Origin of the sequence: Enterobacter cloacae complex sp. S2 (genome assembly GCF_015159675.1) — a bacterium.
Lineage (GTDB): Bacteria > Pseudomonadota > Gammaproteobacteria > Enterobacterales > Enterobacteriaceae > Enterobacter > Enterobacter intestinihominis.
The window spans coordinates 13,462-36,267 of the sequence record NZ_JADDTS010000033.1 but is presented as its reverse complement, the minus strand read 5'-3'; the positions used below and the strand labels follow the sequence as shown (position 1 = coordinate 36,267).

Below are 22,806 nucleotides of genomic sequence, written 5' to 3'. Positions count from 1 at the left end.
CCCTCAGCCCCGTGGGTGAGGGCATCAGACCGCATAATTACCGTAGGCCCGGTAAGCGAAGCGCCACCGGGCATTTTTCCAGCTCAGAGGTGGATCACCACCTCATCCCCCTCGGCTTTCACCACCACACCCCACTCGCTGCCCGCATGTGAACAGCCTTTCACGCCGCCAACCTTTTGCACGTTGCGCAAGCACACCGACCAGTTTTGCGCATCTCCCGCGCCGGTAAAGGTCACGACGTCGCCCTGACGTGACGCCTTCAGCGTAAACACCACAGAACCGTCCGCCGCAGGCACTTCGCTTACCGCCGTTGCGCCATCGCTCAGGTTGAAGAGCTGGAAGGCTGTCCCCTCGTGCCACGCATAGTCCGGCTTCTGGTTATTATTGCCGAGCGCCAGCAGCGTGTTGTCGCGCACATAGACCGGCAGGCTCTGGAAATCGTGCTGCTGCTTATGCCAGCGGCTGCCCTCGATTTCATCGTTGTGCCACAGGTGCGTCCAGCGCCCTTCCGGCAGCCAGAACTGCACGTCGCCCGCCTCGGAGAACACCGGCGCCACCATCATCGAATCCCCCAGCATGTACTGGCGGTCGAGGTAATCGCACGCCGGGTCGTCCGGGAACTCCAGCATCATCGCCCGCAGCATCGGCGTGCCGAACTCGCGGGCCAGCGCAGCCTGACGATACAGGTACGGCATCAGCTGGCATTTCAGCTGGGTGAAGTGGCGCACCACGTCGCAGGACTCATCATCGTACGCCCACGGCACGCGGTAGGATTTGCTGCCGTGCAGGCGGCTGTGGCTGGAGAACAGCCCGAAAGCGCACCAGCGCTTATAGACGTGCGCCGGAGCGGTGTTTTCAAACCCGCCGATATCGTGGCTCCAGAATCCGAAGCCGGACAGGCCAATCGACAGCCCGCCGCGCAGGCTTTCCGCCATCGATTCATAGTTGGCGTAGCAGTCGCCGCCCCAATGCACCGGGAACTGTTGCGCACCCACGGAGGCAGAACGGGCAAACAGCACCGCCTCTTCTTCTCCCACCGTCTCTTTCAGCACGTTCCACACCAGTTCGTTGTAGATGTAGGCGTAATGGTTGTGCATCTTCTGCGGATCGGAACCGTCAAACCACTGGACGTCCGTCGGGATACGCTCGCCGAAGTCGGTCTTGAAGCAGTCGACGCCGATCTCCACCAGGCCTTTCAGCTTGTCGGCGTACCACCTGCACGCGTCCGGGTTGGTGAAGTCGTAGATCGCCAGCCCCGGCTGCCATTTGTCCCACTGCCACAGGGTTCCGTCCGGGCGCTTGAGCAGGTAGCCCTTCTCTTTCAGCTCACGGAAGATCGGCGATTTCTGGCCGATGTACGGGTTGATCCACACGCAGACCTTCAGCCCTTTCTCTTTCAGGCGGCGGATCATCCCTTCCGGGTCGGGGAAGGTCACCGGGTCCCACTCAAAATCGCACCACTGGAAGGCTTTCATCCAGAAGCAGTCGAAGTGGAACACGTGCAGCGGCAGGTCGCGCTCGGCCATGCCGTCGATAAAGCTGTTGACCGTCGCTTCGTCGTAGTTAGTGGTGAAGGAGGTGGTCAGCCACAGGCCGAACGACCACGCAGGCGGCAGCGCCGGACGGCCGGTGAACTGCGTATAGCGGTTTAATACCTCTTTTGGCGTCGGGCCGTCGATCACGAAGTACTCCAGATACTCCCCTTCCACGCTGAACTGCACTTTGGAGACTTTTTCGGAGCCGACTTCAAACGAGACGTTCTCGGGGTGATTCACCAGCACGCCGTAGCCGCGGTTGGTCAGGTAGAACGGGATGTTTTTGTAGGACTGCTCGGTGCTGGTGCCCCCGTCGCGGTTCCAGGTTTCGACCGTCTGGCCGTTGCGCACCAGCGCGGTAAAGCGCTCGCCCAGGCCGTAGACCGTTTCCCCCACGCCCAGATCCAGACGTTCAAACACATAGTTGCGATCGGTGTTGGTATCCTGCACGTAGCCGTTGTTTTTCAGCTGGCTGCCGGTAATGCGCTGGCCGTTGCGCAGGAAATCCAGCGCCCAGAACTCGCCTTTGGCGACGCGCACGCTGACGCTGCCGCTTTTCAGCTCGGCAAATTCGGCGTTGTTTTCAATCTCAACTTTTACATCCTTCAGAACGTTCAGCGGATAGTGCGGGCCGTTGTTCAGCGCGCCCTGGAAGTGCTCAATGCGCACCCCGATAATCCCTTCCTGCGGAGCAAACAGGCGCACCGTGAACATCAACGTGTCGAGCTGCCAGGTGCGTTCGCGCACGTCACGCGGCGCCACATACACCACCAGGTCATTGCCCTGCTGCTCCACGTCGAACACCTGTACCGGATACGTCACGTTAAGGCCCGGTTGGATAAGCCAGTTTCCATCACTGATTTTCATGCTTACGTCCTCTTAGTTCTGCAATTCTTTGCTGACCGGCAGGTTTTCAAACTCCTGCTGATTGCGGCGCGCGCCCTGCGCCAGCTCGCGCAGGATTTTGGTCAGGAAGGGGGTTTTCAGCGTGTAGTAGCGTCTGGCGATAATGGCGCTCAGCACGTAGCAGATCGCCGGAGCCAGCGTAAACAGACCGATAATGATGCTGATGGTCGCGCTGTTCTGGGTTTTGGCTGCCGCGTCGTAGCCGCCGCCTGCCAGCATCCAGCCGATCATCGCCCCGCCCAGCGCCAGGCCGAGTTTCAGCACGAACAGCGTGCCCGCAAAGCTGATGCCGGTCAGACGTTTGCCGTTGGTCCATTCGCCGTAGTCGACGGTATCGGACATCATTACCCACTGAATCGGCGTCACCAGCTGGTGCAGCACGCCGATAACGAAGATGAAGCCGAACATCAGCACGGTGGCATGCATCGGCACGAAGAACATCGCCACGCTGACCACCGCCAGCGCGGCGTTGGTCCACCAGAAGATGCTGACCTTGCACTTCCAGTCGGTGAGCGGTTTCGCCAGCGCCGAGCCAATCAGGTTGCCGACGCAGTAGGTGGTCAGGAACGCGACGAACACCTCCGGCGAGCCCATGATCCAGGTGCAGTAGTACATCATCGCGCCGCCGCGCACGCAAACGGCGAGAATGTTGAGGATGGTCAGCACGCCGACGATGCGCCACTGGTCGTTTTGCCAGATATCACGCAAATCTTCACGCATGGAGGTGGTGCTCGGCGGCACCTGGATGCGCTCTTTGGTGGTAAAGAAGCAGAACGCCAGCATCAGGAACGCGACCACCGACAGCACGGCGATCCCGCCCTGGAAGCCGAACGCTTTATCGTCGCCGCCAATCAGGTTCACCAGCGGCATCATCAGCACCGTGGAGAGCATGCCGCCCGCCGTCGCCAGCACAAAGCGCCAGGACTGAAGGGAGATACGCTGCGTCGGGTCGTTGGTGATCACCCCGCCCAGCGCGCAGTACGGGATGTTGACCACGGTATAAAGCAGGGTCAGCAGCGTGTAGGTGATAGCGGCGTAAACCATTTTGCCGTTGAGGCTGAGGTCCGGCGTGGTGTAGGCCAGCACGCAGACGATGCCGAACGGGATCGCGCCGAACAAAATCCACGGACGGAACTTGCCCCAGCGGCTGCGGGTGCGGTCGGCAATCAGCCCCATGCACGGGTCGGAGATCGCATCCAGCGCGCGGGCCAGCAGGAACATGGTGCCGACAAACCCGGCGGGAATACCAAAAATATCGGTGTAGAAAAACATCATGTAAAGCATGACGTTATCAAAAATGATATGGCTGGCGGCGTCTCCCATGCCGTAGCCAATCTTCTCTTTTACTGACAATACTTCGCTCATATTTTTATCCTTCACGCTGTAGGGGGCGCTGAGACCGGTTGCATTGGTTTTAAACCATTGTTTCAGGAGCGGGTATTGCGTTTTCTGGTTAAGAGATTACGTTTCTTGTTTTTTGTGATCGGGATAAAAGTTGATGAGCACGAAATGCTAACCTGAGGATTTTCTTAAGAATTAGCTGAAACAGGGGGATTCAGGTCAAAAGAGAGGTGAAAAAAGTGGTGTGGGGTATGTGGTAAATGCCTGAAAGTAGCTATAATGCGCCCCGCCTCCATGTAGCAATCGAGGCGCGGAAGATCGTCATCTCCGGTGAGGTGGCTGGACTTCAAATCCAGTTGGGGACGCCAGCGTTCCCGGGCAGGTTCGACTCCTGTGATCTTCCGCCAAAAATGCACAACTTTTCGTTAAATAATACAATTTGGTAGTTTTCTTTTCATATATACTAAATACAATATACTCAATACAAAATAAATTCATTTAGGTAGATGATTTATGAATATTGAGGATGAGTTAACTGTTTTATTTAAAGATCGTGCATCAGGTCCATTTCTTTTTTTAGGGTCAGGATTTTCCAGACGTTATATGGGACTTGAAGATTGGGAGGGTTTGCTTAGCCTTTTCTGCGTTACGGGAAAATCATTTCAATACTTTAAAAGTAGTGCAAATGGAGACATTCCATCTTCTGCTCGACTTATTGCAGAAGATTTTCATGATTATTGGTGGTCCAATGATGATTATAAAGAAAGCAGATTAGAATACGAAAAAAACGTCATTAATAAAACATCACCTCTACGCTATGAAATTAGTAAGCATCTAATTAACAAAACAGAAGAAAAATTAAAATCTCTAGATCTTGAGGACGAAATTGAACTTTTAAAAGCATGTGATGTTGATGGGATTATCACGACAAATTGGGACGGATTAATTGAGCATCTATTTGACGGCTATACGACATATATTGGGCAGGAAGAATTACTATTCTCAAACACTTACAACATTGGTGAAATTTATAAAATACATGGATGTAGTTCAAAACCTGAAAGCCTAGTATTAACTGATAGTGATTATTCTGATTACAATAATAAAAATGCCTATCTTGCTTCAAAATTAATAACTATTTTTGTAGAGCACCCTGTAATTTTTATTGGATATTCAATCACGGATGATAATATACGTTCGCTGCTTAAGTCTATCTCATTATGCATAGGAACCGATAAGCTCGAGAAATTAAGAGATAACTTAATTTTCTTGGATCGAAATGAGCCAACTAGTGGCCCAGTAATTGAAACATCTTATTTGCATTTCGATAATGTCCAGGTACCTGTAAAAATAATTAAAATAAGTGATTATTCTCATGTATATCGTGCTATTCATAGTTTCGAAAGAAAATTACCTGCTCGAGTTTTAAGATTTTGTAAAGAAAGAATTTATGAAATTGTACAGAGTCAAGATCCTCAGACTAAAATGGCTGTAATTGATTATGATAGAGTCAAAGACAAAAATGACATTGAAGTAGTTTTAGGCTTAGGAGTTATAGGTAAAGTTGGAGAAACTGGATATAGATCATTCACATTAATGGATATTTTTGAAGATGCTGTATACGATAATAAAGACTTCTCTCCTGACAAGATTCTAAATATCACAGTAAAACAACTAGGAACAAAGTGCTTGCATATTCCTATATTTAAATATCTTAATCAGATGGGTATATCAACAATAGACGAGTATAAGAAATCAGATTTTGATCTAGACTCTTTTATATTTAAAGACTTCCCCCGGACTTTCTGTTCCGGTAACGAAAGACTTTTCGAAAAATATCAACACCTTAGCTTTGAAGAATTTAAACAAACAGCCAGCGAAAATGCCTTTCTTACTCTTGCTCCCTATCATAATAAAGTTGATATACGTTCCCTTGAAGAATATATTATTGAAAATTATGAAAATTTAATAGTAAGTAATAAAAAATATTTTTTCAGGAAATTAATTTGCTTTTTAGATTGGCTTAAATTTAACATACACTAAATTCATTCAGATAACTCATACTTGCCGGATAATCTCATCTGGCAAGCCTCTTTAACCCACTTACTAAACTTCCCTTTCCCAGCCGCTTTCTCAATCTGTTCCAAAAGCTCATCCTCGAAACGTATGTTCTTCATCGTGCTCTTAGTGCGGTCAAAATTAGGTTTCTTTTTCTCTTGCATGGTAGGTACCACTTCGGTTAATTTATCTGCATGTGGTACCTACCACATGGATTCGGAATTTTGACAACGCCCAGCAGTGTTGGAGCACTAAAGGGCGTCTAACCTCACCAACTATCAAGGAGTTGATTATGGCTGATTCGCATTCTACCCCAGACACCGACCAATCCGGAACCGAGCGTTCGTTAATTGTGGGATACCGCCCGAATGTTTACGACAAATCTACACCAAAAATCATCCTTTCCGGCAAGTGGCTGCGCGCGGCGGGGTTTGATACCGGACAGCAGGTCACGGTAAAGGTCATGAAAGGATGCATCGTTCTGGTGGCGTATAACGAGCAGGAGCAACGTTTGCAGGATGACTATAAACGGACGAAAGCAAAGCTTATTGAGATAGAGGACGCGCTTGCAGCGATCCAAATTCCACATGCTGGAAAGCGCCTCGCAAAATCAAATACAAACCACCTGGCGTAGCGGCTGTTTCTGGCATACTACGAGCTTACAGACATTATCCTTATGAAGCATTTCTGATAAGGGTGAACGGGTCGAAAATGCAGTTGTTCGGTTTTATCGAACAACTGCCAGCGAGGCAGCCAAGTGAAAACCTTAAATGAAGTGATTGCGTCACGCTCACCGGAAAGCCAACAGCGCATTCAGGAGATGGTAGAGGAAATGTTCCTCGAAACCGGTCTGCAACTTCTGCGTGAAGAGCTCCAGCTTTCGCAAAAACATGTCGCCGATCTTATGGGCGTAAGTCAGCCTGCGGTAACACAGCTGGAGCAGCGTGGAAACGATCTTAAGATTGCTACGCTTAAGCGTTACATCGAAGCGATGGGCGGAAAACTTAGCATTAACGTGGAACTACCCACTGGCAAGCAGGTTGCGTTTCATCTCTAGCGCGATTGTATCTGTAGTTGATGGCGCAACTATATAAGCCGCATTTTACATCCACCTCAGAAAATTAATTCTGCGACGTGCGCCACACCCCAGGCGTACAACCATACTCCGTCTGAAAATGACGAATAAAGTGCGCGCAGTCGCTGAACCCCATCCGCTGCGCAATATCCGTCACGCTTTGCTGTGAGTTCTTCAGCAGCCAGCAAGCATAGCGCAGTCTGGCACTGCGGATAAATTCGCGGGCCGTTTTGCCGAATTCTGCGTGGAACAGACGGTTGAGCTGGCGTTCACTCAATGCCACTTCTCGCGCAAGCCCGGCGGTGGTGAGCGGCCGGGTCAGGAACTGTTCTATCAGCATGACGGCGCGGCGCAACCGCGAGTCATGGATAAGCGCAAAATTCGCCGGACGCGGGGTGGCAATTTCATGCGGAACGAGCGACAAACGCTGACAGGTGGTGCTGGCGATATCATCCCCGGCATGGGCGCGGATAAGCTCAGTTGCCAGCGTCAGGGTGGAAATACCGCCCGGGCAGGTCAGCACATCGCCATCGTCGATGAAATCATACCCTTGCTCAGCATAAACCAGCGGGAAAGCCTGCCGAAATGCATCAAGGTGGAAAGGATGGATGGACGCTCGTCGTTCATTCAGCAATCCTTCCTGTGCGAGGACAAAACTGCCGGTGCCAATGCCAATGAGCGGAACCCCGGCATGGTGGGCATGTGCCAGATACGCTTTATCCCCCTGATACCCTAAGTCCAGATACTGCAATTCACCGCCGATAACAGCAAGGTAGTTAAAACTGTCCGGCGGCCCATGGGGAGAATCCGGCCTCATGATAATCCCCGCATTGCTGATAATCGGGATATCAGGAAATTCACTTATCAGGCTGATTTTAAATGCCAATTTATCCTGCGCTTTCGCTGCATAACGCAGCGCCTCCAGCAACCCGGAGACGGCCAGAAGTGAATAACGGGGCCATAATATCAACCCAATATGCAGACACTTTTCCGGTACTGATTTCCCCCCATCGGAGGAGTCAAATACAGTTTTCATTTACTTGCCAAATTTAAAATTAATTACATTATCGCAACATTATCTGTCGCACTTTATATTTCTAAGATAATCCTGATATTTTAAATCAAACATAAATGAGACGGGAGGAAAATATAATGCTTTTCTCGTTTACATCATTCTTTTTTTGAACCACGACACACATATGTCGGTAATGTTCCTAAGGTAAAGATATAGTTACCATTATGTTGTTCATTGATACGCATATAAATACTCTTGCCCGGATAGACAAAAAATTGCGGTTCATATTTTTCCAGCCAGCTGTCTTCGACATTATCGTCCGGGAAAGTCATATTTTTTTCTGACGTCAGCAAATAGAGGCGATCTTTTCTCTCCACCCGAAAGGAAATTTTCCTGTCGATGGTTTTACCCGGATCGCTCTTTGCCCGGCCATTCATGCTCAGGGTGCCGAATTTCCCGTCGAAGGTGTAATTCAGCCAGACCGTCAGCGTCTCATCCGGATGGTGCTGTACCAGATTAGCCTGGCATGAAAAAGGCTGAACGTAAGATCGGTGCCACAGGTAATAGCCCGTCAGCACGCCTGCCGTGACGAGGCCCGTCACGATGACATACAGCATCTGCCGAAAACGAGTCATGCTAGCTATCCTTCAGGAAATAATCAGATATACAGCGGTTCGGTTCTTTCATTGGCCGATCGCAGCGAATAACCGACGCACGAGGAAGCAGGGCGTACCAGCTGATGTAAACCCAGGGATATTGCGCGCATTCAGCCTTGAATTGTTCTACATAGGTCAGCGCGGAAGCGCGTTCAGCGTGAGTCTGAATGTCGTTCGCAAGATAAACGCGACAGGCCCCGACGGATGCCGCAAAACGGTAATCCTCAACAAAACGGTTTTCCCTGGCGCTCATATATCCCGTCACGCCTGCCCCGGCCAGGATGACCAATAGCCCCATAACGACAGCCAGCCAGCGCGTGGGCTTCCTGGCAACGGGCGCTGCTGGCGCGGAGGATGCAGAGACCTCCTCGATCGCTGGCGCCTCCACACATTGTCCCTCTGCGGGTTGAGGCGCGACAGGCGAAGACTCTCTGACGGTTATTTGCGTGTCGCTTGCCAGCGTCAGCCCAATACGGGGAATGGTAACGATAGGGTCAGTTTCAAAACCAATCTTTTTGAGCCCTTTGCGCAGAATGGAGATGTTCTGGTAATAGGTATTGGAGGAGACAAGCATGCCGCGGCTTTGCCAGACAATATCAAGGAACTCTTGCTGAGTGACAATCGACCCCGCTCTGTCGATTAATAACAACAGGCATCGGCCTGCTGGCGAATTTAACACAACCACACGGTCAGGATTGTTGATATCACGTAACGTGCTGGCCGCAGGATGAAATTCGACGATATTATTTATAATGTAATGCTTATGCATAGGGGCAGTATGAATTCTCCGGTTAACAGATGTTGAACCTGAGTCACCGCATGTATGTGATGACATTCGCGTCGGGATTAATGTGACTGATTAACAGCATGCTGTATATCTTCGCCATTGGCGAAAAATCTTAATTTATATTTCATCCCTTAAGCTTCACTGAACCTGCATAAGAACTCAAGCATTGTAGAATGCGGCTTGCAGAGCCGATTCATCCGCGATCATCCTCATTATGATGTTTTGTGAAGTGAATTTCCGCTCCACAGAAGTATCTGACTATCGGCAGCAACTCATTTATCAGAGCCTCTCCTTTTGGCGCACCCCTCGCCTCTTGACATTGACAAATATCTACATAAAAAAACATTGTACGCCACGGACATGCGTGTCTGAAATATTCAGTACTCTTAAGCCTTAAGTTTTCTCAACCTGACAAATATCAATAAGTTACATGGTTTTTGTATGCTTTTCATCCACCTCTCTATCAGTTTTTATCGATGATAACATTCGTAAATTGTTATTCCCCGTCAGCAACTTCACACCCGCACTGACACCAGACGACAAACTCCTTACAAAACATTTATCAAAGCTAAATTTTCATTAAAAATAGCAGCTATCATAATTTACAGAAAGCGAAGCGGAATAAGACCAATCAGAGGGAAGCGTCGTAACCGGTCTCGATCTTAGTAATTAATACAATTTTAGATTAATTCAGATTACCTCTTTATTGGCCGACGTATAGTAGGCCTACACTATGCAATACGTCATTGCTTCGAGAATACTGGCGATACCCTTATAAATAATTCGCCTGATTACTATTATAAATCGAGGAATAACATGACGAACAATAACCAAATAACACAGCATATTACTGTTGCATTGATGGGCGGCGATCATTATGCAAGAAACGGCATTAAAACGTTATTACGCAGCATCCGCGATGACCTACACATCATTATCATCGAAGGAGGTTATCAGGAACTGGATAAGGCGCTCTCATCGATTCGTATCGATATCTTATTTATATCCGGCGCAGAGAAATACCATACAGGGTATGGCTCACTGAAATATTTAAAAAAAATCAAAGCCACGCATCCAGAGGTGATTATCTGCCTGTACTCAACCTCTGCCCATTCCCTGTTATGGGCCAGGGAAGATATTGATGCCTATATCTCGCTACAGAACACGGTTTATCAGTGGCGGATAAAGCTAGCAAAAATGGTCGATAGCCATTATCGGCCCCAAAAGCAGCCAGCGGCGTTATCGCTGACGCCAGGAGAAAGGAGGGTATTAAAGGAACTCAGGAACGGACTGGATATACGTTACATCGCAGAACTGGAGAAACTTTCTTATCGCCGCGTGAGCGCTTTAAAAAGCTCAGCGATAAGAAAACTCGGGCTCAGGAATAAGACAGATTTGCTGGTCTTTTTAACCAGTTAGACCTGCCGCTTTCAGAGCAAATCTCGTAATAAAAAAACCAAGGAACCATGAAATGAAAGCACGCCTTACTTGCCAATCTCTGCTGGCATTAAGCATTGCCGCCCTGCTGCCAGCGGGCTCAGCACTGGCCGCCACCACCAGCGGCGGCACGGTTAACTTTAGCGGTAAAGTGGTGACCTCCGCCTGTGCCATCAGCGCCGGTAGCGCGAATATCGACGTCGACATGGGTGAAGTGCGTACCGCCACGCTGGCTGCCGCAGGCAGTGAAGCCAGTACCGCAAAAGCCTTCTCCATCACGCTGGAAGATTGCGAAATCGCCGATACCTCCGCGTCCACGGAAGATAACCCCATTGCCGCAACGACCGTGGCTATCACCTTCACCGGTACGCCGGACAGTACCGATGTGAATAGCCTGGCTGCGGGAGTAAACGGCGGCGCGGGCTCGGCGCAGCATGTCGCTATCCGTCTTTATGACGAACAGGGCAACGTCGTCAGGCTGGGTGAGCCGGCAGCAGCGATCCCCCTGCGTGCGGGGGCGAACACCCTGAACTTCAGCGCGAAATATTACTCCCCACTGGGCAACGCCACGGCGGGTGATGCCAGCGCGGTCGCAACCTACACCGTGACCTATTCGTAATCTTCAGGCCCGGTCTGCTGGCCGGGTCTGACTCAGCTTTCAGGAGACGCACAATGCGCGTAAACACATGGATTTGTCTGGCTGGCACGTTATGTTCATCCGCCGTGTATGCAGGCGGCGTGGGGTTGGGTGCAACGCGGCTGGTCTACGCAGGCGCGACGACGCAGACGATGATGCAGGTAAGAAATACCCACCCTGATGCCACGTTCCTGATCCAGTCATGGATGGAAGACGAGAAAGGGAGCCGTACCAACGACTTCGTCATCACGCCGCCGCTGTACGTCATGAAGCCCGCCAGCGAAAGCGCGGTGAAAATCATGTTCAGCGGCAACGCACTGCCAGCCGATCGCGAAACGCTGTACTGGATGACGGTCAAAGCTATCCCACAGCAGGTTAAAAACGGTTCCGGCAATTCGCTGCAATTCGCCTCTGCCAACCGCATCAAGGTCTTTTATCGCCCTGAGTCGCTTCGGGAAGGCGCAGGAGAGGCATGGAAAAACCTTGCCGGCGCCTACCGCGCGGGCAAGGTCACGCTGACCAACCCAACGCCGTATTACCTCACCACCATTAACCTGAAAATTGATGGCAGGCCGGTGTCGCCCGTCATGGTGCCGCCGAAAACCAGCGTGACGCTGGCAGACACCTTCAGCCATGCGAGCAGCATGAGCTACCAGACGATTAACGATTATGGGGCCTGGACGCCCGTCACCCGCACGTCATTGTCCCAATAATAAAAACAGTAAGGCGTGACCACATGAAAATTAAAATCCTGTGCGCCACGGCGATCGCCCTGGTGATTCGGCAAGCCGTGGCTGCCGAAAGCGAGCTGCACTTTAATCCTGCGTTTCTCAACGGCGAGCGCGCCAACAGTGCCGATCTCGCCTGGGTCAACGCCGGGAGCGCGTTGCCGCCGGGCGAGTACAATCTTAACGTGTATATCAACACCCAGTTCGCGTTCACAGGTAACGTCACGTTTCGCGTCGCTGAAAACACCGCCGGTGAAGCCCTGCCGTGCCTTACGCCTGCGCAATTCGCCGCACTTGGCATCGACAGCCGTCAGGCGAAAGGGGGTGAGCTGTCGCCTGCGCAGCGCTGCATTTTTTTAACCCGGTCGTTCGCCGATACCCGGTTTGATTTTGACCAGAGGACGCTTACCCTCAACTTCACCGTACCGCAAAGCGCGATGCGCGCTCTGCCGCGCGGGTACGTCAGCCCGGAGAGCTGGGAATCCGGCATCCCTGCCGCGTGGCTGAACTATGTGGTCAATGGCGCGAATAATGACTACCGGGGCGAGACGCGTACGCGGGAACAACAGCTGTTTGTGAGCCTGAACAGCGGCGCCAACCTGGGCGCATGGCGGCTGCGTGATTTCACCACGTGGACCAAAGAGAGTAACGAGCTCACCCACGTCCAGACCTGGCTACAGCGGGATATCCGCGCCCTGCGTGCCCAGGTTTATGCCGGTGAAACGTTCACCTCATCGCAGGTGTTTGACGCCGTTGGCCTGCGTGGGATTGCCCTGAAGACCGATGACAATATGTTGCCCGCCAGCCTGAGCGGTTACGCGCCTGAAGTGCGCGGCATTGCGCGCAGCAATGCCACGGTGACGGTTCGCCAGAACGGTAACGTTATCTATCAAACCTCGGTTCCGCCGGGGGCGTTTGTGCTGAAAGATCTCTATCCGACCTCTTCCGGCGGCGATCTCGCGGTCACCATTCAGGAGAGCGACGGCAGCCAGACGCAATACACCCTGCCCTTTGCCAGCGTGCCGAATCTGGTGCGTAACGGTCAGGTCAAATATGCTCTGGGGGCCGGGAAATACCGCCCTGCGGGCAATCAGATCTCGCCCTCCTTCGCGCAGGGCGAGCTGTTCCTGGGCTGGCGATACGGCCTCACGTTTTATGGCGGGGCGCAGTTTTCCGATCGCTACAACGGCCTGGCCTTCGGTATCGGGCAGAATCTCGGCCGCTTTGGCGCCTACTCCCTCGACCTCACCCATGCCCGCAGCCAGCTGGCTGATAATCAGCACTACACCGGGGATTCGGTGCGCCTGCGGTACAGCAAGCTGCTGAACGATATCGGTACGCGGGTCAATTTCTTCTCGCTGCGTTACTCAACGGCAGGGTTTTATACCCTCAGCGATACCACTTACAAAGGCATGGCGGGCGGAGCGCCAGAACAGACCGTAGAAGACGATGGCACCGTCACCACCCGCTACGACACGGTTTACAACCTGCATATGTCGCGTAAGGCAAAAAATCAGCTGCTGTTGTCGCAGCCGATGGGCGAATACGGCGCGCTGTCTCTGTCCTGGGATCAACAAACCTACTGGAATACGTCAAAAACCACGCAAAGTTTGCAGTTCGCGTGGAACGCAACGTTTCGTAACCTGTCGCTTGGCATCAGCGCCCAGCGTAGCTCTAGCCTGTACGACAACAAGAAAGACAATATCTTCGCGTTGTCCCTGTCGGTGCCGCTGGGTAACCCGGCGCTGTCGACCCGCCTCCGTTTTACCGCTACCCATGCGGATCCCGCTGGCACCACCGCGAGTACCGGTGTCAGTGGTTATCTGCCAGGACAGGAGAATCTTTTCTATAGCGTCAACCAGCGCTACAGCGCGCAGCAGCACTACGGCGGCGATGCCGCGCTGCAATACGAGGGCGCGTGGGGAGACTATAACCTGGGCTACAGCTACGCCGGTGACTCCCGCAACCTCAGCTACGGGATGAGCGGCGGCGCGGTGCTGCATGAGGATGGCCTGACGCTGAGCCAGCCGCTCGGGAACACCAATATCCTGGTGAAAGCCCCGGGCGCCAGCCATGTCGCCGTGCTCAACCACAAGGGCATCAAAACCGACAGCCGGGGCTATGCGGTGATCCCGTACGCCACGCCGTATCGCGTTAATCAGGTTGCGCTGGATGTCACCACCGTGGGCAATGACGTGGAACTTGAGAACGCCATCGCCAATAAAATCCCCACCGACGGGGCACTGGTTCGCGCCACCCTCACCACGCGTCAGGGGGCAAAAGCGATGTTTATCGTGCATCACGCTAAAGACGTGCTCCCCTTCGGCACGCTGGTCTCGTCAGAGGATGACAACGCCAGCGGTATCGTCGGCGATGGCGGCAGCGTGTATCTGACCGGCCTGTCAGCGAAGGGAACATTGCATGCCGTATGGGGACGCGACAGCGCCCAGCGCTGCACGATCCGCTATGCGTTGAACCCGAAAAATTATCAGGCCCGCACCGGGCTGTATTCCCAGGAGGTCATATGTCAGTAACCGTCCGGTTTCTCCCCCTGATCCTGCTGATGTTCATCACCGTCCCCGTACGCGGCTATGACGTGCTGGTTTCCGTTACCGGCAACGTGATCGGCAATACCTGTATTGTCTCGGAAGATTCGAAGGAGCAAAACGTGCCGCTGGGCACCCTCGGCGTGAAGCAATTTAGCGAGGCGGGGGCAGTCAGCAATATCAAAACGCCCTTCACGCTCACCCTTGAAGCGTGCGGCCCTACCTTTGCTGGCGTGAAAATCCGCTTCAGCGGTACGCCGGATGACGAGAACCCGCAGCTTCTGAAAGTCGCTGACGGCGGCGCGACCGGCGTGGCGGTGCAGATTCTGGATAAAGACAGCGTACTTATCCCGCTGGACACCCAAACCACTGCTTACGGCGCGGCGGGGGATGACAGCGTAAAAATGACCTTCTATGCGCGACTGGCCGCCACGGGTGCGCCGGTCAATGCCGGAGACGTTTCGGCAGTGGCGACCTGGACGACGGAGTATCAATAATGCGTTTACTGTTTTTAGGCCTGTTTTTCATGACGTCTCAGGCACTTGCCCTCTCCTGGACATCGGATATCACACTTTCACCCACGCCCATGTCCTGGTCCGGCCCGGCAGATTCCATCGTGCCTGGAAAGACGATCGGCTCTGAATGGAGCGCCACTGCGAGCGTCTCGGAAGTGTTCTGGTGCGGCCTGGTATTTACCTGCTCCAAAGGGACGCTGGAGCCGAGCAGCAGCGTAACGGCCACCGGCATCACGGTTATTCTTGATGGCGCCAGTTACATGGTATTTGAAACGGGCGTGCCCGGCATCGGCTTCATTCTTGGGCTTAAAGATTATAACGGCACCACCTATGTCCCGATGCAGACGGGCATTACGCAGAGTTATCCGGCCGACGGGACTAACGGTTACGCCTCCACACTGGGCTGGTCGGCAAAAGTGACGTTTATCAAGACCGGCGTTCCGCTGAAATCCGGCGTATACCAGACCCCCACCATTAATGCGGCGATCCTGACGGCCTATAACAACGAAGTGAAAACCGCGCAGGTGATCATCAACCCGACCACCATCACGGTGACGGCAAGCGGCTGCACGGTAGGCACGAAAAGCGCCAACGTCGACCTGGGCACCATTGATGTTCACACGCTACCCAGCGTAGGCAGCACCTCGCCATCGGAGGCGTTTAACGTCAGCCTGACCTGCGATGAGAACGTGGCGGTTAACGCAGTAATGACCGATCAGACCACGCCGTCAAATACCTCGTCGGTCGTGACGCTGACCGGGGACTCCACGGCCTCCGGCATTGGCGTGCAGTTTTTCTATAACGGTACCGGGCCGCTGATGATGGGGCCAGACAGCTCGGCCGCAGGCACGACGGGACAGTTTTTCATCCAGACCACCAGCGCAGCACAAACGCTATCGCTGCCGTTCCAGGCGCAGTACATCCGAACCGGAGAGCTGGTCCCCGGCTCGGCTAACGCCCTGGCGAGCATTACGTTTTCGTATCAGTAGGTCAGTGTTTAACCCACACCAGCTGATCGACCCGGAATCCCAGATCGCGTGCGGTATTCAGGTAGTCCTGTTTTACCGCCTCCGGAATGGTCGGGGTGCGCGATAAAATCCACAGGTAGTCGCGGTTCGGGCCGCTGACCAGCGCGTACTGGTACTTATCGTCCAGCTTGATCACGTTATAGCCGCCGTAGAACGGGCCGAAGAACGATACCTTCAGCGCAGCCGTAGTCGGTTCGCCGGTAAAGTACGCCTTTCCTTCGCTCTCATTCCACTTGTTCTTCACCGGATCATAGCCACGATTCAGTACGCTGATACCGCCATCGCTGCGCTTGCCGTACGTCGCGGTCACCTGTTCCAGACCGCGCTCGAAGCGATTTTCCAGTCGGGCGACTTCATACCATTTGCCGAGATAGCGGCTGGCATCAAAGCCGGTAATGGGCTGCACGCCTTTCGGCGGCGTGGGAGATTTACAGGCAACCAGCGTCAGCGCAATGGCGACACCGGTAACGACAGGCCATAGCCTCATGAGAACTCCTTTCATTTACGCGGTTGGACGTTAAGTGTAGCGCACCCGTGCGGCGCTTCATCCCGTCGGGGAATATTCGTAGTATATTGAGACTACTCCTTCTCTTCGGATGCAGACATGGCTTACTCCATCGGCGAATTCGCCAGACTCAGCGGCATCACCGCCACCACGCTGCGGGCGTGGCAGCGACGCTATGGATTACTCAAACCCGAGCGTACGGACGGCGGTCACCGCCTGTACAGCGATGAGGACGTTCAGCAGGCGCTGAAAATCCTCGACTGGGTTAAAAAAGGCGTACCCATCGGCCAGGTAAAATCACTGCTGGAACGCCCTGTGCCGCGCCGCGCTAATAACTGGCAAACCCTGCAACAGGCCATGCTGCAAAAGTTGCAGGAGGGGAAAATTGAATCCCTGCGTCAGATGATTTACGACGCCGGACGCGAATACCCAAGGCCAGAGCTGGTCACTAACGTGCTGCGTCCGTTGCGCAGCCAGATATCGGCCAACGTCGCCGCCGCCATGACGCTGCGTGAAATCCTCGACGGCATCCTCATCGCCTATACCTCGTTTTGCCTTGAGGGCGATAAAAAAGCGCCGGGCGATAACATCCTCATCAGCGGCTGGCATCTGAACGACCCGTGTGAGATCTGGCTTGAAGCCCTGACGCGCACCGGCCAGGGCCACCGCATCGACATACTGCCGGTTCCCCCTGCCGCGCTGGCCCCGGAAATTTTCCCGGATCGCAAATGGCTGCTGGTTACCAGCGGTAAACTTACCGCCGCGCGGAAAAAGCAGGTTGCGCAGTGGCAGCAGCAGGTTTCCCTTGAGGTAATTATCCTCTGATTATTTTCTGCTGTGGCAAACTTCACGAAAAGTTGAATATTTTTTCGCGCAGCGAGTGCTAACGTTTTCCTGTCACCGACAACTCAACAGGAAAACACGATGAAAAAGACACTCCCTCTGATGATGCTAGCTACAATGGCTTTCGCCCCTGCCGCATTCAGCGCCCCGGCAGGCACCCTGAGCGTCCACGTTCTGGACCAGCAAACCGGTATGCCGCCAGCGGATGTGGCCGTCACGCTGGAAAAGCAGGAGCAGGACAAGTGGACCCCGATTGCCAGCGGTAAAACCGACCACGACGGGCGTATTAAATCGCTCTATCCGCAGGATCAGGATATGGCGCCAGGCGTCTATAAAGTGACCTTCAAAACCGCAGATTACTTCCACGGCAAAAAGCTGGACTCCTTCTTCCCGGAAGTGCCGGTGCTGTTCACCGTCACCCGCACCAATGAAAAACTGCACATCCCGCTTCTGCTCAGCCAGTACGGTTACTCAACCTACAAGGGCAGCTGATTGCTCTTGATTTTAAAGACGATTAGAAAATAACCCCGTCAATACTTGGACAAATACGAATTGTTGTGTAACTTTTAGATATGAGATCGGGAGGTGCACATCATGACAACAAAACCTGTGCTGGGTATTAGCGGATGTTTGACCGGTTCCGCCGTACGCTTTGACGGCGGACATAAGCGTATGGGCTTTGTGATGGATGAGCTGGCGCAGTGGGTCGCTTTCCGCCCGGTATGCCCTGAAATGGCTATCGGCCTGCCCACGCCTCGTCCGGCGCTGCGCCTGGTGATGACCACTGGCGGCGAGACAGAAATGCGATTCAGCAAAGCGCCGCACGATGACGTCACGCAGAAGATGGCCGCATTTACGGCAGATTATCTGCTGAAAATCGGCGATCTGTCAGGGTTTATCGTCTGTGCAAAATCCCCTAGCTGCGGCATGGAGCGCGTGCGGCTGTACGACGAAAACGGCAACCGGGGCCGCAAGGAGGGTGTCGGGCTGTTCACCGCCGCCCTCCTTGAAACTTTCCCCTGGCTGCCCGTCGAAGAAGACGGTCGCCTGCACGATCCGGTACTGCGGGAAAACTTTGTTGAGCGCGTTTTTGCTCTCCACGAACTGAACGTAATGCGTAAAAATGGCCTGACGCGCCGTGCCCTGCTGGACTTTCACAGCCGCTATAAGCTTCAGCTTCTGGCGCACCATCAGGCAGGCTACCGTGAAATTGGTCCGTTTGTGGCATCACTGCATGAGTGGGACGATCTGGACGCGTTTTTCGTGGCCTATCGCGACAAACTGATGAACATCCTGAAAAAACCCGCTTCGCGGAAGAATCACACTAACGTGCTGATGCACATTCAGGGCTATTTCCGTAACCAGCTGAACAGCCGCCAGCGCGGAGAACTGCGTGATGTGATCCTGCATTACCGGGACGGACTGCTGCCGATCCTCGCGCCGCTGACGCTGCTTAAGCATTATCTGGCTGAATACCCTGACCGGTATCTGATGACGCAAAACTACTTTGATCCCTATCCTGATGATTTGGGTCTGCGTCTGGCCGTTACCTGATAAGAAAGAAGCGAAGGCCCATTGACCCACAGAGGCCCAAAGCTGTACCCCGTTTAGACGACACCCTCACTGTCGTCTTTTTTTTGCGCTCAGCGTAAAATACTGTAATTCTGTACAGGTTAAACATGCACAGCGGAGTACCCCGATGATCAAAAATCTGCATATTCAGAACTACCGCTCAATTCGCGATATGTCGCTTGAGCTGGAACAGCTCAACATCGTGTTCGGCCCCAACGGCACCGGAAAATCCAATATTTATAAAGCGATTTACCTGATGCACAGCGCGGCGCAGGGGCAATTCTCCCAGGCGCTGGCAAACGAGGGGGGGATTTTGAAAGTGTTCTGGGCGGGCAAAACCCGCAGCGACCAGCTGCGGCGCATGAACCTGGCGGTGGAAACGGAAACCTATGAATATGAGCTTCAGGTCGGGTTCGTGGAAAAGCTGCCCTATCCCTCACAGTTTCAGCTCGATCCGGTGATCAAAGAGGAAGCTATCTGGCTGAGCGGCCAGCACCGTCGTCCGTCGTCACAGCTGATGAAGCGTAAGAATCAGGCGGTTTTCCTGAACAACGTGCATCACGAAAAAGTGACCCACAGCGGTACGCTGTATGAGAACGAGTCGGTGTTCGGGCAGCTCGGCGAACCGCACCTCTATCCCGAAGTGTCGCAGATGCGCGAGTCCCTGCGTAACTGGCGCTTTTATCATGAGTTTTCCGTCTCATCCGGCTCGGCGATCCGTGCGCCGCAGGTGGGTTTTCGTTCCCCGGTGCTGGCCAGCGACGGCGCGAACCTGGCCGCCGCGTTTCAGACCATTGTCGAAATTGGCGACGAGCTGCTGCTGATGCGCATTCTCGACCAGGCCTTCCCCGGCTGCGTGTTTTACAGCGACAACACCGGCGGGCGCTTCCGCATGATGATGCAGCGCGAGGGGCTAAGCAGACCGCTGGAACCGGCAGAGTTCTCCGACGGCACGCTGCGTTTTTTGTGCCTGGCGGTGGCGCTGCTAAGCCCGCGCCCTCCCGCATTCATCGCCCTCAACGAACCGGAAAACAGCCTGCATCCGCAGATGCTGCCCGCTCTGGCAAGCCTCATTGCCGAGGCCAGCCGCTACTCGCAGATCTGGCTCACCAGCCACTCGCCGGAGCTGGCGCAGTTGATTGAGAAGCACCGATCGTTTTCGCTGTATCAGCTGTCGATGGTGGAGGGGGAGACGCGGATGGAGCGGCTGGGGTAATGCATTTCTTTTATGCAGTCACCACTTTCAAGGTCGCCATCAACGACGAAGATGATTTCCGTCGGTATATACCTTCGGCGAATTCTGCGCTCGCGACAGATTATCAAATTTATTGTTGCCAGTTTCTGATGCCAGGATAATCTGTAAACGTTGGTTATCAGATGAGAAAATTAAAATGGATATTGTACTTTTCCCTGGTCAGAACGCCCGCGCATGGGCTGAAACAATGATAAATCTTGAAGCCCGCAAGCTCATCAATACTGCGAATATTGTCGGAGGGCAACATCTCAGCGACGGACTCGCACGGATTAAATTTATGGATGATATTCGGCAGTTTGTGATGCAACAATTTAGTGCTACCCGGGCAGCCAGAAGTGATGAGGAGTGCATGGAATGCCTGAAAAACATCCGGGCTGAGAACGAAAGTCTTCTTGAGCAAAGCAGAATGCTTCGCTCCCGTACAGCTCAGCTTTTTGCTCAGATTGAACTGGTTAAAGAAAATAACAAAGTCGTCGGTTACGTTATCTCATCGATTAAGGTTGTGCTTTCAGGGTTACAGATTGTTGCAGGTGTTGGTGCAATGATGACAATGAATCCAGTGGGTGCGCTTGCAGGAGCGATTCTGGTTATGGATGGTGCAAATGCCATTTCAAAAGAAATTAACAGAACGCTTCAACATCAACCAAACTCCGAAGGTATGCTGGCAGATGGCGTCATGGATATCGCTCAGTTTATGGGATTTAAACGTGAATCAGCACTTGGGGTATTCAATAGCGTAAGCCTGGCAGCAAGCGTCTATACGGTATTTGGCGCCATCCGGAAACCCGAATCATGGCGTCTGTTTCGTTATCTCCCGCTGGATTTCTACCGCAAAGTCGACGGAATGAATCGCGCAGCGCTCACTATGAAAATTGTCGGCTGGGGTGTCTCTGCAAAAGTCTCGTTTGATTTAATTTCTAATGCGTCTGGCCAGAACTAATGTATTTCTTTCTGAAGCGCCAGGCTTTGTAAGCAATGATTGGGGGTTGAAAAAACCAGGCAATAATCAATACGATGAAAAGAGAAATACCGCCGGAAACAATATTGTAATGTTCAGCGAAAAAAAGAAGCGCCAGGAAAATCAGAGCCACAGCCGCAGTAATACACAGTACCATGATGAAACGCTTGCCCAACTCAAGCACCACCTCGAGCAGGGATGAACCATAACGGCTAACGTTTCGGTTCAGATACGCTAATTCCTTTACGGTGAAACCTGATTCAAGTAACTGCGTTTCAATATTGTTCATGCCACTACCTTTTCTTCTGGAAAGTAACGTGGATTATCTTAACCGGAAGAGAAGTGCTTGTAACCCGTCTGATGCATACCCATTACCGCCCGCTTTAAAGGCAAAGAAGTCGCCCACGTCTTTTTATTCCATCTCGCCAGCATTATTTTTCGCTGCAAACGGCTTAACGCGAAACGTCTTACGCCACTCCGCCGGACTGACGCCAAAGCGCGCCTTAAACTGCTGCCGATACGTCACCGCTGATAAAAACCCCACCTGCTCAGCGACGCTTTCGATTGGCAGACTGCCGGACTCCAGCAGGATCTGGCTGCGCCGCAGTCGCTCGGCGGTAAGCCAGTCGGCAACGCTCATGCCCGTCGCCTTGATAAAATGGCGGGTCAGCGTGCGTCGGCTCATCGACACCACGTCCGCCAGCGAATCCAGGTTATGCGGCTCGGAAATGTGCTGCTGAAGGTAGTCTATGAGACAGTTAATCCGCCCGTCGCGGGTATCTTTCGGCACAGGCTGCGCAATAAACTGCGCCTGCCCGCCCTCGCGGTGCGGCGGGACGATCATCCGGCGGGCAATCTGATTGGCGACGACGCTGCCAAAGCGCTGGCGGATGATATACAAACAGCAGTCGAGCGCGGCGGCGGTACCTGCCGAGGTGATCACATTGCCGTCGTCCACGTAGAGCGCGTTGATGTCCAGTCGAACGTCCGGAAACAGCGTCTGAAACTGGTGTTCAAACTCCCAGTGGGTGGCGGCCCGTTTGCCGCTGAGTATGCCGGCATAGCCCAGCACAAACGATCCCAGACACAGCCCAACAATTTCCGCCCCGTTGTCTCTGGCCTGAACCAGGCTGTCGAGCAGCGTCTGAGGCGGGCGCTCCAGTACGTGCTGCCAGTAGGGTACAACCACAATTTCAGCCGATGCGATCGCGGAAAAATCCTGCGTCGCATGCAGGGCAAAACCGTCTTTCGAGGTCAGGAATCCCGGTTTTTCAGCGCAGATCGTGACGTTAAAGCGCTTTTCCCCGGATACCGTATCGCCAAACAGAATGCAGGGGACGGAGTAGTGGAACGGGCTAAACCCGTCCACCGCGACAATAGCAACGTTAACAAGCGGCATCTGTCTCTCC

Annotated in this window: 23 protein-coding genes and 1 tRNA gene; 15 read left to right on the top strand and 9 right to left on the bottom strand. The window is 53.2% G+C overall.

Annotated elements, in window-relative coordinates:
- Window positions 1–83 precede the first annotated feature (83 nt).
- Window positions 84–2,402, bottom strand: a complete 2,319-nt coding sequence (gene yicI / locus IPZ49_RS15510) for an alpha-xylosidase (protein WP_063147059.1) — start codon at window positions 2,400–2,402, stop codon at window positions 84–86.
- Window positions 2,403–2,414: 12 nt separating this feature from the next.
- Window positions 2,415–3,806: a glycoside-pentoside-hexuronide family transporter gene (locus IPZ49_RS15505; RefSeq protein WP_063136741.1), complete on the bottom strand. Its 1,392-nt coding sequence runs from the start codon at window positions 3,804–3,806 to the stop codon at window positions 2,415–2,417.
- Between the two features lie 288 nt (window positions 3,807–4,094).
- Between IPZ49_RS15505 and IPZ49_RS15500 the strand changes: the two genes are divergently transcribed.
- A tRNA-Sec gene (locus IPZ49_RS15500) sits at window positions 4,095–4,189 on the top strand.
- Window positions 4,190–4,295: 106 nt separating this feature from the next.
- Window positions 4,296–5,825: an SIR2 family protein gene (locus IPZ49_RS15495; protein WP_063929338.1), complete on the top strand. Its 1,530-nt coding sequence runs from the start codon at window positions 4,296–4,298 to the stop codon at window positions 5,823–5,825.
- 2 nt (window positions 5,826–5,827) lie between these two features.
- Here IPZ49_RS15495 and IPZ49_RS15490 read toward each other — a convergent pair whose 3' ends face one another.
- A complete protein-coding gene (locus IPZ49_RS15490; protein WP_074134766.1) occupies window positions 5,828–6,004 on the bottom strand; it encodes a YlcI/YnfO family protein in 177 nt (58 codons plus the stop codon).
- 128 nt (window positions 6,005–6,132) lie between these two features.
- On the opposite strand from IPZ49_RS15490, the gene IPZ49_RS15485 reads away from it, so the two are divergent.
- On the top strand, window positions 6,133–6,474 hold the full coding sequence (locus IPZ49_RS15485) for a SymE family type I addiction module toxin (RefSeq protein WP_006812446.1): 342 nt from the start codon (window positions 6,133–6,135) through the stop codon (window positions 6,472–6,474).
- 123 nt (window positions 6,475–6,597) lie between these two features.
- Window positions 6,598–6,897: a helix-turn-helix domain-containing protein gene (locus IPZ49_RS15480; RefSeq protein WP_063147057.1), complete on the top strand. Its 300-nt coding sequence runs from the start codon at window positions 6,598–6,600 to the stop codon at window positions 6,895–6,897.
- Window positions 6,898–6,961: 64 nt separating this feature from the next.
- Here the strand turns inward: IPZ49_RS15480 and IPZ49_RS15475 are convergent, their stop codons facing one another.
- The 3 genes from IPZ49_RS15475 to IPZ49_RS15465 form a co-directional block, all read right to left on the bottom strand.
- The gene (locus IPZ49_RS15475) at window positions 6,962–7,843 is read right to left on the bottom strand and encodes a GlxA family transcriptional regulator (protein WP_063147056.1); all 882 of its coding nucleotides are present in this window, start codon (window positions 7,841–7,843) and stop codon (window positions 6,962–6,964) included.
- Window positions 7,844–8,085: 242 nt separating this feature from the next.
- The gene (locus tag IPZ49_RS15470; protein ID WP_022646606.1) at window positions 8,086–8,565 is read right to left on the bottom strand and encodes a hypothetical protein; all 480 of its coding nucleotides are present in this window, start codon (window positions 8,563–8,565) and stop codon (window positions 8,086–8,088) included.
- A gap of 1 nt (window position 8,566) precedes the next feature.
- On the bottom strand, window positions 8,567–9,355 hold the full coding sequence (locus IPZ49_RS15465; protein ID WP_063147055.1) for a winged helix-turn-helix domain-containing protein: 789 nt from the start codon (window positions 9,353–9,355) through the stop codon (window positions 8,567–8,569).
- An 834-nt stretch (window positions 9,356–10,189) separates the two neighbouring features.
- Between IPZ49_RS15465 and IPZ49_RS15460 the strand changes: the two genes are divergently transcribed.
- Genes IPZ49_RS15460 through IPZ49_RS15435 form a run of 6 tightly spaced genes read left to right on the top strand, consistent with a single transcriptional unit; the run spans window position 10,190 to window position 16,225 of the window.
- A complete protein-coding gene (locus IPZ49_RS15460; protein ID WP_022646604.1) occupies window positions 10,190–10,792 on the top strand; it encodes a helix-turn-helix transcriptional regulator in 603 nt (200 codons plus the stop codon).
- 52 nt (window positions 10,793–10,844) lie between these two features.
- Window positions 10,845–11,429: a fimbrial protein gene (locus IPZ49_RS15455; RefSeq protein WP_022646603.1), complete on the top strand. Its 585-nt coding sequence runs from the start codon at window positions 10,845–10,847 to the stop codon at window positions 11,427–11,429.
- 53 nt (window positions 11,430–11,482) lie between these two features.
- Complete coding sequence (locus IPZ49_RS15450) at window positions 11,483–12,160, top strand: molecular chaperone (RefSeq protein WP_023299001.1); 678 nt, start codon at window positions 11,483–11,485, stop codon at window positions 12,158–12,160.
- A 23-nt stretch (window positions 12,161–12,183) separates the two neighbouring features.
- Window positions 12,184–14,709: a fimbria/pilus outer membrane usher protein gene (locus IPZ49_RS15445; protein WP_063147054.1), complete on the top strand. Its 2,526-nt coding sequence runs from the start codon at window positions 12,184–12,186 to the stop codon at window positions 14,707–14,709.
- Complete coding sequence (locus IPZ49_RS15440) at window positions 14,700–15,218, top strand: fimbrial protein (RefSeq protein ID WP_038415006.1); 519 nt, start codon at window positions 14,700–14,702, stop codon at window positions 15,216–15,218. The genes IPZ49_RS15445 and IPZ49_RS15440 overlap by 10 nt, the downstream gene beginning before the upstream one ends.
- Window positions 15,218–16,225 (top strand): fimbrial protein, encoded by a 1,008-nt coding sequence (locus IPZ49_RS15435; protein ID WP_038415005.1) that lies wholly within the window; start codon window positions 15,218–15,220, stop codon window positions 16,223–16,225. Before IPZ49_RS15440 ends, IPZ49_RS15435 begins: the two co-directional genes overlap by 1 nt.
- A gap of 1 nt (window position 16,226) precedes the next feature.
- Here IPZ49_RS15435 and IPZ49_RS15430 read toward each other — a convergent pair whose 3' ends face one another.
- A complete protein-coding gene (locus IPZ49_RS15430; protein ID WP_022646598.1) occupies window positions 16,227–16,751 on the bottom strand; it encodes a lipocalin family protein in 525 nt (174 codons plus the stop codon).
- A 117-nt stretch (window positions 16,752–16,868) separates the two neighbouring features.
- On the opposite strand from IPZ49_RS15430, the gene IPZ49_RS15425 reads away from it, so the two are divergent.
- The 5 genes from IPZ49_RS15425 (at window position 16,869) to IPZ49_RS15405 (ending at window position 21,379) form a co-directional block, all read left to right on the top strand.
- Entirely contained in the window at window positions 16,869–17,594 is a 726-nt protein-coding gene (locus IPZ49_RS15425; protein ID WP_022646597.1) for a MerR family transcriptional regulator, read from the top strand.
- A 99-nt stretch (window positions 17,595–17,693) separates the two neighbouring features.
- Window positions 17,694–18,104 carry a hydroxyisourate hydrolase gene (gene uraH, locus IPZ49_RS15420; protein WP_017383647.1) on the top strand — a complete coding sequence of 137 codons (411 nt, stop codon included), beginning with the start codon at window positions 17,694–17,696 and terminating at the stop codon, window positions 18,102–18,104.
- Window positions 18,105–18,206: 102 nt separating this feature from the next.
- Window positions 18,207–19,166 (top strand): DUF523 and DUF1722 domain-containing protein, encoded by a 960-nt coding sequence (locus tag IPZ49_RS15415; RefSeq protein ID WP_063147053.1) that lies wholly within the window; start codon window positions 18,207–18,209, stop codon window positions 19,164–19,166.
- Window positions 19,167–19,311: 145 nt separating this feature from the next.
- Window positions 19,312–20,400, top strand: a complete 1,089-nt coding sequence (locus tag IPZ49_RS15410; RefSeq protein ID WP_023298997.1) for an AAA family ATPase — start codon at window positions 19,312–19,314, stop codon at window positions 20,398–20,400.
- 175 nt (window positions 20,401–20,575) lie between these two features.
- On the top strand, window positions 20,576–21,379 hold the full coding sequence (locus IPZ49_RS15405; protein ID WP_022646593.1) for a DUF4225 domain-containing protein: 804 nt from the start codon (window positions 20,576–20,578) through the stop codon (window positions 21,377–21,379).
- Here the strand turns inward: IPZ49_RS15405 and IPZ49_RS15400 are convergent.
- Window positions 21,357–21,686, bottom strand: coding sequence for a hypothetical protein (locus IPZ49_RS15400; RefSeq protein WP_022646592.1), 330 nt, complete (start codon window positions 21,684–21,686; stop codon window positions 21,357–21,359). The two genes, IPZ49_RS15405 and IPZ49_RS15400, sit on opposite strands and share 23 nt — an antisense overlap.
- Before the next feature lie 123 nt (window positions 21,687–21,809).
- The gene (locus IPZ49_RS15395; RefSeq protein WP_022646591.1) at window positions 21,810–22,796 is read right to left on the bottom strand and encodes a GlxA family transcriptional regulator; all 987 of its coding nucleotides are present in this window, start codon (window positions 22,794–22,796) and stop codon (window positions 21,810–21,812) included.
- Window positions 22,797–22,806: the final 10 nt, after the last annotated feature.